The sequence below is a fragment of the Corynebacterium sp. 212_CJEI genome (genome assembly GCF_001055915.1).
Classification (GTDB): domain Bacteria; phylum Actinomycetota; class Actinomycetes; order Mycobacteriales; family Mycobacteriaceae; genus Corynebacterium; species Corynebacterium jeikeium_D.
In genome coordinates, this window is record NZ_JVPT01000022.1 from 28830 (window position 1) to 44015 (window position 15186).

At 59.5% G+C, this 15186-nt stretch carries 16 protein-coding genes; 5 read left to right on the forward strand and 11 right to left on the reverse strand.

Annotated features, from left to right (window positions below; translation table 11 throughout):
* Nucleotides 1–33 precede the first annotated feature (33 nt).
* From ADB02_RS01770 to ADB02_RS01780, 3 genes are all read right to left on the reverse strand, one after another.
* On the reverse strand, nt 34–351 hold the full coding sequence (locus ADB02_RS01770) for a hypothetical protein (RefSeq protein ID WP_180950649.1): 318 nt from the start codon (nt 349–351) through the stop codon (nt 34–36).
* Between the two features lie 42 nt (nt 352–393).
* The gene (locus ADB02_RS01775) at nt 394–957 is read right to left on the reverse strand and encodes a MarR family winged helix-turn-helix transcriptional regulator (RefSeq protein WP_016421518.1); all 564 of its coding nucleotides are present in this window, start codon (nt 955–957) and stop codon (nt 394–396) included.
* Between the two features lie 243 nt (nt 958–1200).
* A complete protein-coding gene (locus ADB02_RS01780) occupies nt 1201–1998 on the reverse strand; it encodes an exodeoxyribonuclease III (protein WP_049189484.1) in 798 nt (265 codons plus the stop codon).
* Nucleotides 1999–2119: 121 nt separating this feature from the next.
* On the opposite strand from ADB02_RS01780, the gene ADB02_RS01785 reads away from it, so the two are divergent.
* A complete protein-coding gene (locus ADB02_RS01785; RefSeq protein WP_241482369.1) occupies nt 2120–2947 on the forward strand; it encodes an RDD family protein in 828 nt (275 codons plus the stop codon).
* A 49-nt stretch (nt 2948–2996) separates the two neighbouring features.
* Here the strand turns inward: ADB02_RS01785 and ADB02_RS01790 are convergent, their stop codons facing one another.
* Both ADB02_RS01790 and ADB02_RS01795 read right to left on the reverse strand, forming a co-directional pair.
* On the reverse strand, nt 2997–4115 hold the full coding sequence (locus tag ADB02_RS01790) for an N-acetylglutamate synthase, CG3035 family (protein ID WP_080969549.1): 1119 nt from the start codon (nt 4113–4115) through the stop codon (nt 2997–2999).
* A 3-nt stretch (nt 4116–4118) separates the two neighbouring features.
* Entirely contained in the window at nt 4119–4700 is a 582-nt protein-coding gene (locus tag ADB02_RS01795; protein WP_049189486.1) for a peptide deformylase, read from the reverse strand.
* Nucleotides 4701–4898: 198 nt separating this feature from the next.
* Between ADB02_RS01795 and ADB02_RS01800 the strand changes: the two genes are divergently transcribed.
* The 4 genes from ADB02_RS01800 (at nt 4899) to ADB02_RS01815 (ending at nt 8236) form a co-directional block, all read left to right on the forward strand.
* Nucleotides 4899–5243, forward strand: a complete 345-nt coding sequence (locus ADB02_RS01800; RefSeq protein ID WP_239392993.1) for a DUF3263 domain-containing protein — start codon at nt 4899–4901, stop codon at nt 5241–5243.
* Nucleotides 5244–5285: 42 nt separating this feature from the next.
* On the forward strand, nt 5286–6212 hold the full coding sequence (locus tag ADB02_RS01805) for a LytR C-terminal domain-containing protein (RefSeq protein ID WP_241482372.1): 927 nt from the start codon (nt 5286–5288) through the stop codon (nt 6210–6212).
* A gap of 225 nt (nt 6213–6437) precedes the next feature.
* Nucleotides 6438–6995, forward strand: coding sequence for a hypothetical protein (locus ADB02_RS01810; protein ID WP_049189488.1), 558 nt, complete (start codon nt 6438–6440; stop codon nt 6993–6995).
* A gap of 17 nt (nt 6996–7012) precedes the next feature.
* Nucleotides 7013–8236: a glutamate--cysteine ligase gene (locus tag ADB02_RS01815; RefSeq protein ID WP_049189489.1), complete on the forward strand. Its 1224-nt coding sequence runs from the start codon at nt 7013–7015 to the stop codon at nt 8234–8236.
* Nucleotides 8237–8358: 122 nt separating this feature from the next.
* On the opposite strand, the gene ADB02_RS01820 is transcribed toward ADB02_RS01815, so the two are convergent.
* The 6 genes from ADB02_RS01820 to ADB02_RS01845 are packed head-to-tail and all read right to left on the reverse strand — an operon-like array spanning nt 8359 to nt 15057.
* Nucleotides 8359–8709, reverse strand: coding sequence for a monovalent cation/H(+) antiporter subunit G (locus ADB02_RS01820; protein WP_016421509.1), 351 nt, complete (start codon nt 8707–8709; stop codon nt 8359–8361).
* A complete protein-coding gene (locus ADB02_RS01825; RefSeq protein ID WP_049189490.1) occupies nt 8706–9116 on the reverse strand; it encodes a monovalent cation/H+ antiporter complex subunit F in 411 nt (136 codons plus the stop codon). Before ADB02_RS01825 ends, ADB02_RS01820 begins: the two co-directional genes overlap by 4 nt.
* Nucleotides 9113–9730, reverse strand: a complete 618-nt coding sequence (locus tag ADB02_RS01830) for a Na+/H+ antiporter subunit E (protein ID WP_049189491.1) — start codon at nt 9728–9730, stop codon at nt 9113–9115. Before ADB02_RS01830 ends, ADB02_RS01825 begins: the two co-directional genes overlap by 4 nt.
* Entirely contained in the window at nt 9727–11433 is a 1707-nt protein-coding gene (locus ADB02_RS01835) for a Na+/H+ antiporter subunit D (protein ID WP_049189492.1), read from the reverse strand. The genes ADB02_RS01830 and ADB02_RS01835 overlap by 4 nt, the downstream gene beginning before the upstream one ends.
* Entirely contained in the window at nt 11423–11938 is a 516-nt protein-coding gene (locus ADB02_RS01840; protein ID WP_016421505.1) for a Na(+)/H(+) antiporter subunit C, read from the reverse strand. Before ADB02_RS01840 ends, ADB02_RS01835 begins: the two co-directional genes overlap by 11 nt.
* Nucleotides 11935–15057: a Na+/H+ antiporter subunit A gene (locus ADB02_RS01845; RefSeq protein WP_049189497.1), complete on the reverse strand. Its 3123-nt coding sequence runs from the start codon at nt 15055–15057 to the stop codon at nt 11935–11937. The genes ADB02_RS01840 and ADB02_RS01845 overlap by 4 nt, the downstream gene beginning before the upstream one ends.
* Nucleotides 15058–15186: the final 129 nt, after the last annotated feature.

Here is a 15186-nt window from a genome sequence, read left to right on the forward strand (position 1 = left end):
CGGCTTCGCACCTACCGGCGCTCTCTGCGTCGACTACTTGGAGTCGGCAACTGCTGCTGCGCCAGCAGCCAGCGCGGTGACGGTCAGGACGGACGGCCATGCGCCAATCTTCTTGGCCAGCGGGTGTGAGAGGCCGAAAGCGCCGAGGTAGGCGGCCACCAGACCAGTGGCTCCCAGGGCGCCGGTCTTTGCGTTCCAGGTGCGTGCTGCATATGCGCCGGCGGCGCCCAAGATGACGCCACCGAGCGGGCGAATGCCTGTTTCGCGAGCGGTGAGCCAGCCGCCGATGAGGCCGGTGGCCACCAATGGAGCGGTCTTTACGTTTTTTGCCTTCTTCAAAGTAATAGCCATGAGCATCATCGTACCTAGTAAGAAGGGTTTAGCGGCGCGCTTTTAGAACGGCTCCTGGCGGCGCTGGTGCTCCTCAACATAGCTTTCCGAGTGCTCCGCCAGCTTCAGCAGCGAAGGCAGTGCCTTAATTAGCGCACGCACGTCCTTTTGCGACATCGTCCGCACAATTTCGTACACCAGCGCACCCCAGTGGTCGATAAGTTGCTCCAGCAGGGTCTCGCCATCGCTGGAGACATAGAGGTTCTGCGCACGGCGATCCTTTGCATTGTTCTCGCGTTCAATCAGCCCGTTGTCGAGTAGACGGCGGACTGTTGCCGAAACGTTGGACGGGCGCAGGAAACGCAGGCGTGCAATGTCGGATACGCCGCAGCCCGGGTGGGTCGAAATAAAGTGCAGTACTTCCATTTCCGACTGGGAAATGTCCATCCTGGCATTCGGGCGCTCACCGAGGCGGCGAGTCGACGCAAGGAAGTCATACAGGCCGATGGAAATCTTCTGCACGCTTTCGCGCAGGGATTCATCGGACTCAGTTGAGTCATCCGCGGTGGGGAAGCCGCTCGCTGGCTCCGGGGTGGTGGTGCGCTGAGGGGAGCGTGCAGAAGTCATGATCTTCCTTCCCGACGTAATGAATTGATGTTCTGAATAAACACCTTATATCGTCGAAATAACTTTCTGTGGTGAAAATTTGTAGATTGAACAAAAAGTTAGACTCATAAGTGTTGTGCGGGTGCTTTATCGCACATTTCTGCCCCTGATTTTAGGGGCTGGCAGCAAGGACTCCGCTTTACGACGGCCCCAGCGACACCCCCTAGTAGGAACTAGGCCTACGCGCTTTTCCGCCGCGTTTATCTACACTTCGTAATCCACAATCACCGGAGCATGGTCGGATGCGCCTTTGCCCTGACGCTCTTCGATGTCGATGAATCCGGCGGACGCCTTTGCCGCGAGGGCGGGGGAGGCGAGCTGGAAGTCGATGCGCATGCCCTCATCCTTGAAAAAGCGGCCAGCCTTGTAATCCCAGTAGGTCCACTGGTTTGGAGTGAATTGGCGAGTTACTTCCTTCATACCCGCCTGCTCCAGCGCATAGAAAGCTGCGCGTTCAGGTGGTGTGACATGTGTTTTCCCCGCGAAGGCTGCCATTGACCAGACATCGCCGTCGGTCGGGGCGATGTTGAAGTCGCCGCCCATCATGAAGGTGGCCTCCGGGTCGTCGTCAAGCGTGGCGATGATGTGCTGACGGAGCCGCTCCAAAAATTCGAGCTTGTACTCGAAGTGCGGGTCGGTGATGTCGCGGCCGTTCGGGATGTAGAGGCTGTTGATGCGCACGCCACCGCAGGTAGCAGCGATATGGCGGGCCTCCAATGCGGGAGTTGCGTCGGGGTCCTTGTTGAAACCGGGCTGACCGGGGAACCCTGCCTGGATGTCCTCAAGGCCGACGCGGGAGATGATGGCAACGCCATTCCACTGATTCAGGCCGTGGTGGGCGACTTGGTATCCCAGCTCTTCAAAAGCAGCGGTGGGAAATTGGTCGTCCCTGCACTTGGTTTCCTGGACGGCCAGGACATCAATGTCATTCCGGCGCAGCATTTCCACCATTCGGTCGAGGCGGGTTCGAGCCGAATTGACGTTCCAGACACAGATTCGCATATCAACGATTGTAAAAGGGGAACGAAACGGCGGCCTCATGCGTTGAATAAAGCAGTGACAAAATAGGCGGACAAAAGCGGACTAGATGGGCGGAAGCCCGGTAGGAAAGGGAGTTTCGAGGTTGGCTAACTGGGACGATCGCCGTTACGGCGGCGAGTACAGTCCGGCGGATTACCTGAGTAGTAGTGGCAGGAATGCTTATCGGGAGCACGACACATATGCGGCGTACGGTGCGGCAATGCCGTACCAGGATGTGCCATATCCGGTAGCAAACATTCCGGTCGGCTACGAGAGCGGGTACCCCGCTAGCTACGGGGTGTCTTCCTTCGGTGAGCTCAGCACTAACCCCAAAGTTGCACCGCTGACCGCTCAAATGGCAGTACACCTGGGCTTCGACCCCAATCTGGCCAATGCCCCTGTGGTGCGTCGTGGTGGTGCGCTGCTGGTGGATTCTGTCATCTACACTGCGTTGATTGCCTCTATTGCAGTTCTCGCTAGCATCGCGGGGACATCGGACAGCGGCGTAATGGTGATGCTGATCAGCCTCTTCCTCGGTCCCGGTGGTTTTTACCTCTACCGCGTGGCGGGAGACTCCATCTTCGACGGTTCTCCGGGTAAGCACGCCATGGGCATGAAAATTGAAGGTGCACACGGGATGCCAGTTTCAGCCCGCGATGGTTTTGTGCGCAATGCCTGGATTCTGCCGTCGATGATTCCGGTCGCCGGTTGGTTTGTCTCTGTGGGCCTGGCTGGCTGGATTGCGATGGCTGCCTCACGCGATCCGCTGGGGAGAGGTCGTCATGAACTCTCGGTTCGCACTCGAGTGGTGGAAAAGCCGGAGACGCGCGAGCTGCAGCGCGGACAGCGCCGCATGGACAATCGCATGGGCAGCAAAGAGCAGCAGGGCAAGCAGCTGAAGCGGACTAAGCGGGTTAAGCGCGGGAAGTAGCGCGATCATCAGGGTGAGCGGGGAAGGGGCGAAACGTGAGCCCCGAGGCCTAAGCCCCTGTCAGCTCCGCGTAGCGGTGCCGGTGGTGCTCGGTAAAACCGAGCGTCCGGTACAGCGCAATGCCAGCCTCATTCGAGCCCAATACCTGCAGATATGCAGAATCTGCCCCGTGCTGCGCACCCCAGTGCATCATCTGAATTCCCAGTAGGGTGCCAAGTCCTCGGCGGCGCATATCGGCTGCGACTTCCACGGCGGAGAATCCGAGCCACACGCGGCCGTCCTCCGATTCGGTCAGCGTGCCGCGCGTAATAGCTACTGTGCGCATGCCCTCAAGTGCACTGTCATCAGGGACTTGGAGCCGCCCGAAACACATGCGGCCATCAATTTCATTGCGCAGGAACTGCAGCGCATGCTCGGGCAGTGTAGTGCCGCGGAAATGGTAGAGCTCCAGCCAGTCGTCGTCAGGCTGATCAGCGATGTCCACCTGCACGTCTGCCAACTCGTTACTGTTCGATTCAGCTGCCAATTCAGCAGGCGGCAAATCCCCATCGAGTGAGCGCGTCATAACCACAATGTCCGGCCCGACCGTCCACTCCGGCCCCGCGACCAGCGCCTGTGCAGGTTTGGCGATTCTATCCGGAATCGCAATCCGCACCGGCAAATCGTGGGAATTGTAAAACGACTTAATCTTCTCCAACGGCACCGGCTGAGTGCTGGCTCCGGGTTCGAGCGGCAGCGCGGAGTTGGAACGCTCCGTGATGCCATCGCCCGCACGCAGTAGCCAGCCCGACTCCACCACGTGCGCGATACCCGGGAAGGCCTTTGCGGTCGCAGTTTCCACGGCGCGAATATCCGAATTGCGCACCGGATGATCCGGTAGAGCCTTCACAATCAAAATGTGCTTATCGCTAAAGTTCACCGCTGCCACGGACTCGTCGGCACGCACACCGGCACGAACCTGCGGTCGCACGACGAACGGATCCATGCTGAGCACGTGCCCAATGACGTCCGTAGTCTTCTTGCCGCTGGCCAGCGCCTCTTCATCGGTTAGCGCGCGCCGCACAATGACACGACGTCCCACCGCCACTTCACCGACACCCCAGCGGGAAATCGGGAGCTTCTGTGCTGCATTTTCGCTTGCCGACGACTCCAATTGCCTATCCGCCACGATTTAATCCTCGTGGCCGAACGGATCCGGATCCACGCCCGGCATCCAGGTCAGGCCGCTCTCGGTCCAACCGGCGCGCTTGATTTCCTTCTTGGCCATGCGCTTCCAACGACCGGTGAGGCAATCGGTGTAGAGGAACCCGTCCAGGTGGCCGACCTCGTGCTGCATGCAGCGGGCGAAGAAACCGGTGGCCTCGATGCGAACCTCTTCGCCGTTTTCATCCAGACCGGTGACGACAGCCTTCTCCGCGCGGTTGGTGGGGAAGGACAGGCCGGGTACAGAGAGGCAGCCTTCGTCATCGGAGCCGTCGTCGTTAGGCATGGTCTTCGGGATTTCACTGGTGGTCAGCACCGGATTGATGACGCAGCCGCGGTGCCAGACATCGTCGTCATCGGGGCAGTTGTAGACGAACAGGCGCTTGCCGACACCCACCTGGTTGGCAGCCAGCCCCACACCGTGGGCGCGGTCCATGGTTTCGTACATGTCCTCGATGAGCTCACGCAGCTCGGAGACATCCTCGGTCACCGGCTGGGTAGGAGTGTGGAGAACGGGGTCTCCGGCAATCACAATGGGACGGATAGTCATGCCGCTGATTCTACTCGGCGTCCATGTTTTCTAAATCGCCTGGTGATGCCTGAGTTGTGTCAGGGAGTTGTAGGTGGGGCGTAGGTGAGGCTGGGTGGCTAGATCTGACGATGTATCTTCACTAAGTATCTGCATAGACAGTGTCGTGCAGAATAGAGGATCAGGGCGAGCGAGAAGGAAAGCGGGGTGCGGAAAGTGGTGAGCAAGGAGCCCATAGGTGGCAGCCACGAACCTGAGGCCGAGCGGCGGCTTGACTCATCCGAGCATCTCGGACTCGTGGGTGATACCAGCGGCATTGAACCCGTTTTGGCTCAGAAAATGCTGGATTTTGAGAAAGAATGGCTGAAAGTTGCCCGCCGTGGACCGCGTATGGCCGGTGCGCGACAGGAGGCAATTCGACGTCGCTTTGCCGAGGACTTCGGCAACAACACAATCCGCTACCACCAGGTACTTTCGCGACTTCTCGACTCTCCAGCAGCCGAAGCAGCCGAACCCGTGTTGGTTCATCGGCTGCGCGCCGTGCGGGACAACCACGACGCATAAGGTTCAAGTTTCACTTCACGGTTCGGCGGCAGAACATATAGGATGTGGGATGTGTCTGACCAACTAAACCCTCAGAATTCGCCGCGTCCGGGCCGTCATCGACTCGATGACGACTACGACGACTTCGATGAGTACAGCGATTACGCGGAGGCTCCCGCCGCTGGCGGCGCTCACGCGTACTCCGAGCCGTCGGATGCTCAACACGCAGCTCCCAGATCTGCGGCTCCGGCCGCTGGCGCAGCCGCTGCTGGTGCCACCGCTGCCGCCACTACCGGTGCTGGCTCTCGGGCTGCTGCTAGCAATTCCGCAGCTGCTGATGGTGTTGATGACGGCGACATCGGCGACGGTGCCGGTGATGGCCGCTACATGCGTGTTCTCGCTATTGTGCTGCTCGCTATCGGCGTGTGCCTGGTCGCCTACGGTGCCTACGCACTCAGCACGCGTGGCGACGATGCTGAGAACACCGGCCAGAATGACACCTCGGCATCCGCTCCGGCTGACTCTGGTGCGCCTGCTGAATCGGCCAACGGCAGTGATCCGGCAAAGGATGGTGCTGCTGGAGATGGTGACGGCGAGGTCCTGCCGCCGCCGGCAAATGAGCCAGGCAAACCGGTTCCTCCCGCGGAGAATCCGCCGGCACAGGATGAGGCCAACGAAGCGCCACAGATTGACCGCAAGACTGTCAAGGTCAGTGTCCTGAACAACTCTGAGGTCGTGGGCCTTGCCGATGACCTGTCCAAGCAGATGGGTGAGCAGGGCTGGGGTGCCGGCGAGACCGGCAACGCTCCTGAAGAGAAGATGGGTGTGTGGGAGAAGACCACCGTCTACTTCGACCCGAGGAACGAAGAGGAAAAGGCCGCTGCTGAGCAGATCGCGCACGACAACGGTTGGGAAGCCGCACCTCGCGATGACCGTCTCCGGGACGCTCCGGCGGGAATCGTCGTGGTCGCCACTGACCCGGCTCACTAGACTCCCGGCCCACCGGACTTCGGTCTCTCACTAAGGTCTGCGGCCTAGGCGTCAAGACCTGCCGCCGTGGTACGAAGCCCCCCCCATAGCTTCCCAAGCCCCGCGTAAGCCACACATTTCATGGCTTAGGCGGGGCTTTTGCATATTTTGCAGTCTCAAACAGATCACGGCTGAAAAAGGGGTACTAGTATTCTGCTAGTAGCCAGTGAGGTCTGTGAGGTTTTTATGTTCGCCGTAATGCGTCGTCGCGTTGCTGTCGCCACCGCGTTGGGTTGTGCTGCAACACTGTTGGTTTCCTGCTCAGGGGTTGAATCCAGCAGCAACAAGGACGGGAACGCGGACGCGTCGTCAAGCACTGCGCCAGTGAGCGTAGATCCGGCTGCACCGAAGCTGACCGAGCGAGTCAGCGCCTATAACTTCATCCGCACAAACGACGACGGATCAATGAAAATGCTGGCAACTGTCCAGGTCATGAGTGCCAAGGGGTGGATGGGTCTTTCCGACGAAAAAGGTCAGTTCACTACCTTGGATAAGGGTAAGTACACAGTGCAGGCGCGCGGTGCATCTGGCTGCAGTGGCATAGGCAGTCCCGCAGCTGAGGGGTTGGGTGTTATCGGTGAAGTGCACGTCGATGACAAACGGAATGCAGATGTCTGGAACGTGCCGTCCAAGGTGGACGAGGACAGTTTCACCACAGTTGCGCTTGTCGATTCCAACGGTGACCTTGCCTCCTGCGCAAAAACCGTCACCTGGACGGAGCCCACTGAGGAAAACGACTCCTAGTGTGAAAAAATAGCGGTATGACTGAGCAATTTTCCGGATCGGCGCAGCCATCTCTGGGAGTGGAATGGGAAGTGGCGTTCGTTGACCGACGAACGCGCGACACCGCCCCCGCTGCCGCCGAGGTGCTCGACATCATCGATGCGGAGCATCCCGGGCATGGGCTCCAGCGCGAGTTCCTCGCCAACACCGTGGAGCTCGTCACCGGTGTGCACATGAACGTGCCCGATGCCGTAGCGGAGCTCCAAAGCCAGCTGGATATGGTTCTCGACGCCGCTGACCGCGTTGGGGTGGATGTGTGGTCATCGGGCTCGCATCCGTTCGCCCGCGGTACTGCTCAGCAGGTCAGTGCCAAGGGGCACTACTCCGAAATTATCAACCGCACTCAGTGGTGGGGGAACCAGATGATTATCTGGGGAGTCCACGTCCACGTAGGCATTAAAGACTCCGAACGCGTTTGGCCGATCATTCAGGCTCTGGCAACGAAGCTGCCGCACATGTTGGCGCTGTCTGCCTCCTCACCGGCCTGGAACGGCGAGGATATGGGTTACGCTTCCAACCGAAGCCTGCTCTACCAGCAGCTTCCCACCGCGGGTCAGCCGCCGGCGATTTACACGTGGCCCGAGTGGGAGTCCTACATGCACGACCAGTCCCGCTCCGGCGTCATCAACCACACCGGCTCGATGCACTTGGACATCCGCCCGGCATCAAAGTACGGCACCATTGAGATTCGTGTCGCCGACGCCACCTCTAACCTGCAGGAACTCGCCGCTATCGTGGCATTGACGCACTGCCTGACGGTTTACTACGACCGCATGTGGGAGGCTGGCGAGGAACTACCGTCACTGCAGTCCTGGCACATCGCCGAAAACAAGTGGCGCGCCGCTCGTTACGGGATGGACGCGTTGGTCATCGTCAATCGCGATACCGACGAGCGGTGGGTTCGCGATGAACTCCGTGAGCTTGTGGTTCAGCTCGCCCCGCTTGCCGACGAACTGGGCTGCCGAGCCGAACTGGAATTCATCAACAACATCGTGGAAATGGGCGCGGCATACGAGCGTCAGCGCACTGTGGCGGATGCGGCCGGGGCGCTGCCTTCCATGGCTACCGAGGACGACGTACGAGCGAACGAAGAGCGCATTGGCCACACCCCGTGGCGGGCCGCTGTGGATCTTGCAGTGCAGGAACTGCGCGCCGGGCATCCGATAGCGCCTGCAGATTTCCACGAGCAGGTGAGCGACTAGCCGTCGTTAAGCGGTGTGTGCCTAGACAAAAATAGTGACTAGGCTTATAGCACTTTTGAGGTGCATAAACCTAGTCACTTTGTCATAAACTCAGCCAGTAACTTAAGGCCATTGTCCTCTCGTTATTCCCGGCTGTCATCGCGGGCCAGGCTGTCCTCGTCGACGAGCCTCTCCTTGAACGCCTCGTGGCCAACGCGGTTACTAACAATCGGCGATGTACCCAGAGCAAACAGGATAATCAGGGTCAACAGAGCCAAGTCACTGCTAGTAGTTGTGTGAGCTGACGCGTGCGTGGCGACGTGCACAAGCGAGCCCGACAGCGTCAAAATTAGCCCCAGTGTTTGTGGCTTGGAGGATGCGTGCATCCGACTGATGGTGTCGCGGAAGCGTATCAATCCCACGGACGCTGCAACGCACAGTAGCATTCCGGTGAGAATCAGTGTGATGGCGATAATGTCTGCCACGAGAATCATTTGGACTCTCCCTTCGCTGTTTTCGGAGCCGTTGTCGGTGTTGCCTTAGGCGCCGCTTTCTGTGCGGTTTTCTTTGTGGCGACCTTTCCGGCTGCTTTCGTCGCACCCTTCCGGGAGCTCTTTGCGGGCTGCTTTCCGTCATCCGGAACACGGAACTTGGCGACCGCCAGCGAAGACAGGAAACCGAGCAGCGCAATGATGAGCATTGGGTAGACCACCGAAGTGTCCAAGCTCCAGGCCATGAACGCAGCGAGCATGCCCTGCAGCATTGCAGTCGTCGACTCCAGCGCCACCAGGCGGTCCAGCGAGTTTGGACCGGCAATCATGTGCCCGAGGGTAATCATCACCGCAATGAAATAGCCTGCGGCAGCCACTCCGAGCAGAGTGTTAAAAACTTCCGGGTTCATCGGCTACTCCTTTCGCTGCTCTTCTCGCTGCTCTTGTCGCTGCTCACCTGGTTGTCACTTGGCACCGACTTGGTCGGTTGCTCGTTGACATCGCGGTTTTCAAACGCCCGAATAACCCGACGCTCGATTCGAGTCAGCTGGTTGATTTGCTCGGCTACCTTGCTCGTCGACGACGCGTCGAGAATGTGCATGGTCAGCGTCTTTTCCCGCTTGTCGATGTCCACGATGATTCCGCCCGGCTGCAAGTTAATCAGTGCCATTGCAGTCGTGAGCGAAATATCGTCATTGGTGCGCATAGGGACCTTGATGATGGCCGTCGGTGGTGGATCAGCTCGTCGGATGGCCAGCCAGGAGACACTGATTGAGGCCTTCACAAAGTCGATTGTCCAGGAACCGAACAGTCGCACCATGCCACCGAAGTTGATGTCCAGCGCGCTGTTTGGCGGGATAGGCATGGCGAGGTTGAGCAACGTGGCTACCAGGATTCCCGAAAGTACATTGGCAAATGTCACTTCGCCCCACAGCATGACCCAAATAATCAGCGTGAACAGGAACAGCAGGATTGAAATACGCGGTGGTCGTTTTGCGGCCACCTTGGCGCGAGCTTTACTCATGAGCTTTCACCTGCTCCTTCCAACGTGCTGGTGGCATGTTCGGTCACCGGGTCCGACTCCCACGGGCTCTTGGTGCGGCCTGGGTTCTTCAGCTGCTCCAGTCCCTTGTCATCGGCCGATTCGATACCGAGAACTGCCGCGCGGTAGTCATCAACATTCGCGACGTTGCTCGCCGCTTCGGTAGCCACATTGGACAGCGGTCCGGCCAGAAGAGTCACGCCCACAGAGGCAATCACCAGTAGGGCCGTCGGCATCACCATGCCGAGTGGCATCCGGCCGACGTCATCACGATCTGCGATAGCGACCATCTGCGTCCTTTCCCGGAGTGCAGCTGGTTGCGCCAGCACGGTGTCACCCTCGGGGGCATCGGAACGGTCACGCCAGAAGGCCTTCGACCAGACGAGAATCATGGTGTAGAGGGTCAGCAGGCTGGTGATAATCGAACCCGCAACCAGAATCCACGCGGTGGCGGAGCCGTCTTGGGCACCCGCCTCAATCAGCATGACCTTGCCCAGGAAGCCTGAGAACGGTGGGATACCACCGAGGTTGAGCGCGGGCACAAGGTATAGCAGCGCCAGCAGCGGCGAGGATTTGGCCAGGCCACCCAGGCTGCGCAGGGAGGACGAGCCCGCCTGGCGTTCGATAAGCCCGACCACCAGGAACAACGCCGTCTGCACCAGAATGTGGTGGACAATGTAGAAGATTGCGCCGCCGAGCCCCAGCGTATTGCCGACGGCAATACCGAAGATCATGTATCCGATGTGGGACACCAGCGTAAATGACAAGAGACGTTTGATGTCATTTTGGGCCATGGCGCCGAGAATGCCCATGAGCATTGTCGCTAGGCCGGCCCACATCAGGACGTCGTCAAGCCTGCCGTCGGGGAAGACGACACTGCGCGTGCGGATGATCGCGTAGACACCCACCTTCGTCAGCAGACCCGCGAAGACTGCGGTGACCATGGACGGTGCGGTGGGGTAGGAGTCTGGCAACCATGCCGACAGCGGGAACACCGCCGCCTTCACCGCGAAGGCAACGAGCAACACTGCGAAGATTGCGGTGCGGGTGCCATCGGGGATGTCCTCCATACGCAGAGAAATATGCGCGAAGTTCACCGTGCCGACCGCTTGATAAACCAGGCCAATCGCCAGCAGGAACACCATCGAGGACAGCATGTTGACCATCACATACGACACGCCTGCGCGAGTGCGTGACGACGAGGCCCCCAGCGTGAGCAGCACGTAGGAGGCTACGAGCAGAACCTCGAAACCGACATACATGTTGAACAGGTCGCCAGCCAGGAAGGCCATCGAGACACCCATGTTGAGCAACATGTACGTCGGAACGAAGACGGAGATCGGCTCATCTTCGTCACCATCGCTAATACCCTGGCCGATGCCGAACCACATCACGGCAAAGAGGACCAGCTGAGAGACGGTAATCATCAGCACGGCGAGGTTGTCGGCCACGAGCGTGATGCCGATTGGTGCGTCCCAGCCGCCCACCTGGACCGTGTGGATGCCGTGCGCGTAGATGAGATACACCAGTGCGCTGGCGACTCCCAGCAGGCTGCCGAGTGAAAACAGCGTGATCGCCTGCTGTGCTTTGGGAAAACGTGCCAGCAGCAGAGCAATTGCGGCGGTGGCGGCGGGGACGATGATAGGAAGCGGGATTAGCGCCAGGATTAATTGCTCAGTCGTCATCGTCGTCACCTCCTGGGGTGTTGGATGGTGGGGTAACAGGCTTTTCGAAACAGACCGGACCGAAGTTATCTCCGGCCTCCGTGGGACGACCGGTGGTGGGGTCGTCGGACTTGTCGTGATCCGGAGCAGCCGACGGGTCGCTGGCGCGACGCAGTGCCAGACTGCGGTCTTCGTGGTCATCCTGCACGTGATCGCCGATGTGGTAGCGGTGCTGGCGATAGAGCAGGGCCAGCAGGAAGGCGGTCATGCCCATAGAGATAACAATCGCGGTGAGGATGAAGGCCTGAGGCAGCGAGTCGGCCTGGGCATCGCTGACTAGCGATTCTCTATCCCAGATCGGTGGTTGCCCCGGTGCACCAGAGCCAAGCAGGATGAGCAGGTTGATACCGTTGCCCATCAGCAACAGCCCCATGAGCATCCTGGTCAACGAACGATCGAGGAACAGGTACACCCCTGTGGCGATCAGCGTGCCGACAGTAGCTAGCAGAACAAAATTGAGAATCACTGGTGAGTGTCCTTTCCTTCGGTCCTAGCTGGGGCTGTCGGTTCTGAGGCCTCCGAGGTGGCTGTGTTGGCAGTGCCTGCGGGTTTAGTGCCGGCAGGTTTAACGCCTGCGGACTTAACACCTGCGGGCTTAGCCGCCGCCAACTTGCTACGCAGCTGGCGGGACTGGCCGAGTGCGGCTCGATTCACACGACGTGAACGATCACGCTCAGCGCGAAGGTTTATCTGAGCATCGATGCCGCCGCCCAAACTGCGCAGGATGTAGACAATCGTGCCAACGACAATCATGTACACACCCAGGTCAAAGAGCATAGGGGAGACAACGGTGACGTCGCCGAGCAGCGGAATTTCCCGCGAGCCGTACCAGGAAGTCAGCGGAGCCCAACCCACGAACAGTGGCCATACGGCGCTAAGAGCCGACACCAGCAGACCGCCGCCGAGAAGTACCTCGGTAGGAATTGGCAGAGTTGCTGCCAGTTCACGATGCCCACCGATGAGATAACGCATGGTCAGTGCCAGCGCAGCCACGAGGCCACCTGCGAAGCCACCACCGACATCGTTGTGGCCGGCGAAGAAGAGGTAGATGGAAACCACCATCATGGCGGGGAAGAGCGCGCGCGATGCCACCAGAACCATGATTGGGTAGCGCAACCGCTCGGCTTCACCGGACTCATCGATGGTGTTCAACCAGCGGGTGTTGCGGCGAGCACGATTCCGCTGTGGCTTAATCTTTGAGCGCATGTGCATCGTGTGCGTGCGGAATACCAGCGAGGTAATCCCCAGCGCCACCATCACCAGCACGGTGATTTCACCGAAGGTATCCCAGGCGCGGATATCGACAAGAAGTACGTTGACCGCATTCTGGCCGTGCCCAATATCGTGAGCTAGCGGCGGAATGTCGCCGGAGATTGGCTCAGTACGACGGGAGCCCATAGCGTAGGCGGCCAACACTGGGACAGTGACACCGACTGCGATGGCCAGCCATGCACGGTGTCGTATCCACCTCGGATTTGATGCCGGTGCCCGCGGCGAGAGCGTGCGCAGCACCAACACGAAAACAATCATTGAGACCGTCTCAACCAGCAGCTGCGTCAGAGCCAAATCAGGTGCACCGTACATGGCGAAGATAATGGCCAAGCCGTAGCCGGTCACACCTACCAGGATGACACCGGAGAGCCTGTTTTTCTGTTGGGTGGCGGCCAGAGCCGCGATGATTATAATCAACGCGACCGCGCCCTGCGGTGCAGAGTCCCACAGTTCCATCCGGAGCTCATCACGCTCACCGAGCAACAAGGCACCGATGGACAGCACGATGAGGGTCAGCAAAATGACCGCCTCATTCAACGGAAGGGAACCACGCTGGGTCGCAGCAGTGGCACGGAGAGAAAGACGGCGGGCCAAGTCCAGGATGCCGTCGTAAAGCGCATCGGCACTACCGAGAGCCGGCTGTTCAAACTGTAGCTGACGCACCAGTTTGCGCTGCCAGTGCATGATGCCACCTGTGATCAGAATTGTGGCTGTCAGCGCCAGAGGAAGGGTGAAACCGTGCCAGAGAGCCAGGTGCGATTCTGCTTCCGCATTCGGGTAGGCATTGGTGAGGTAGGGCGAGATAGTCGAGTCGAGGACGCGGGGAACCAGGCCGAAAACCAAACCTGCCAGCGCCAACAGCCAAGCCGGGCCAATCTGATCCCACGTCGGGGAATCCATCTCTGCCACGGCAGGGGAAGTGCCACCGCCGCTGGCGTGGGTGCTGGACTTGGTCGCAAACGCGGCGCGCAGCAGGTACAGCGAGTACGCTACGGTCAGAATCGAACCCACGACGAGGCCAATGGTGGTAAACACCGACGGCATCCCATGCAGCGGATCAGCATTGAGCGTGGCCTCCAGCGCAGCTTCCTTGGCGACGAAGCCGACGAACGGCGGCACACCCATCATCGATGCAGCGGCGAGAATCGAAATCACCAGCAACTGCGGCGACTTTCTACCGAGCCCAGAGAGCTCACGGATATCGCGCGTACCAGTCAGCCTGTCAATTGTGCCCGCGACCATAAACAGCGCGGCCTTGAACATGGCATGGCCGAGCGTCAGTGCCAGGGCTGCCAGCATCGTCGCACGCGTGCCTATCGACGCGACTGTGATGATGAATCCCAACTGGCTGACAGTGCCATACGCCATAATCAGCTTGAGATCCTTCTGGCGCAGGGCCATCCAGCCGGCCATGATCATGGTCAAGAGGCCGAGCGGGATGATGATTGGCTGCCACGCGTTGGTGTCATTGAAGGTCGGCGCGAGCCGGGCAACCAGGAACACACCGGCTTTGACCATCGCTGCCGAATGCAGGAAGGAAGAAACCGGGGTAGGGGCGGCCATTGCACCGGGTAGCCAGAAGTGGAAGGGCGCGATAGCGGACTTCGACAGCGCACCAACGACCAGCAGGATTGCGGCCGTGGATACTGCCGTGGAGTCCAGCTGTGCCGCTGTCAGAGCGCCAGGCGCGGTGAGTTCGGAGAAGTTCCAGAAACCGGTGGTCACTCCCATCAGAACGATACCGACCAGCATGATGAGGCCACCCAGCGTCGTGACCAGGAGCGCCTGGCCTGCTGCGCGACGGGAGGAGGCGCGCTCGGCGTAGTAGCCCACCAGGAGGAAGGACAGAACCGAGGTAATTTCCCAGAAGACGAACATCAGCATGATGCTGTCGCTGATGACCAGGCCGTACATCGCCGCAGCGAAGGCGATCATTTGGGCTGCGAAGGAACCTACGCGGCGACGTTTGCCGAGTGGCGGGTTGATGAAGTAACCGGAGCAGTACACCAGTACGAGAAAGCCGATGGTCAAAACCAGCGTGCCGAAGAGCGATTCAATAGGACCTAATCGCAGGTTTACATCCAAGTGGATAATGGGCATCCACGAAAAATGCGTGACGGCGGGTTGCGTGAGTGCGGAAGTTTCCCCGTTGCCATTGTCTAGAGCTAAGCGAACGAGATGGGTGCCGGTGTAGATGGCACCGCCTGCCAGCGGGAGGCTGAGTACGAGGAACCCGCGGGTTCCGAGCCACTTAATCGTCCATGGTGCAAGCGCTGCCGTAACGAACAGGATGCACAGGAGAGAAGTCACTATTCCATAATGATTGGAACACGCCAGTTCATGCAACCCCGTTTTAGGGACTTAAGCATTTGAAGCGGTGTTAACCGAGTGTGTGAAAACGGTCAATTGTTTCTGGGAAAGTGAAAATTTGGGGGTGAGTTG

Bases quoted from the DNA above. Each gene is read 5' to 3' on its own strand.
- ADB02_RS01770 (WP_180950649.1), bottom strand. From the start codon at position 351: ATGGCTATTACTTTGAAGAAGGCAAAAAACGTAAAGACCGCTCCATTG.
- ADB02_RS01775 (WP_016421518.1), bottom strand. From the start codon at position 957: ATGACTTCTGCACGCTCCCCTCAGCGCACCACCACCCCGGAGCCAGCG.
- ADB02_RS01780 (WP_049189484.1), bottom strand. From the start codon at position 1,998: ATGCGAATCTGTGTCTGGAACGTCAATTCGGCTCGAACCCGCCTCGAC.
- ADB02_RS01795 (WP_049189486.1), bottom strand. From the start codon at position 4,700: ATGACTATCCGTCCCATTGTGATTGCCGGAGACCCCGTTCTCCACACT.
- ADB02_RS01805 (WP_241482372.1), top strand. From the start codon at position 5,286: ATGTGGGATGTGTCTGACCAACTAAACCCTCAGAATTCGCCGCGTCCG.
- ADB02_RS01810 (WP_049189488.1), top strand. From the start codon at position 6,438: ATGTTCGCCGTAATGCGTCGTCGCGTTGCTGTCGCCACCGCGTTGGGT.
- ADB02_RS01815 (WP_049189489.1), top strand. From the start codon at position 7,013: ATGACTGAGCAATTTTCCGGATCGGCGCAGCCATCTCTGGGAGTGGAA.
- ADB02_RS01820 (WP_016421509.1), bottom strand. From the start codon at position 8,709: ATGATTCTCGTGGCAGACATTATCGCCATCACACTGATTCTCACCGGA.
- ADB02_RS01825 (WP_049189490.1), bottom strand. From the start codon at position 9,116: ATGAACCCGGAAGTTTTTAACACTCTGCTCGGAGTGGCTGCCGCAGGC.
- ADB02_RS01830 (WP_049189491.1), bottom strand. From the start codon at position 9,730: ATGAGTAAAGCTCGCGCCAAGGTGGCCGCAAAACGACCACCGCGTATT.
- ADB02_RS01835 (WP_049189492.1), bottom strand. From the start codon at position 11,433: ATGACGACTGAGCAATTAATCCTGGCGCTAATCCCGCTTCCTATCATC.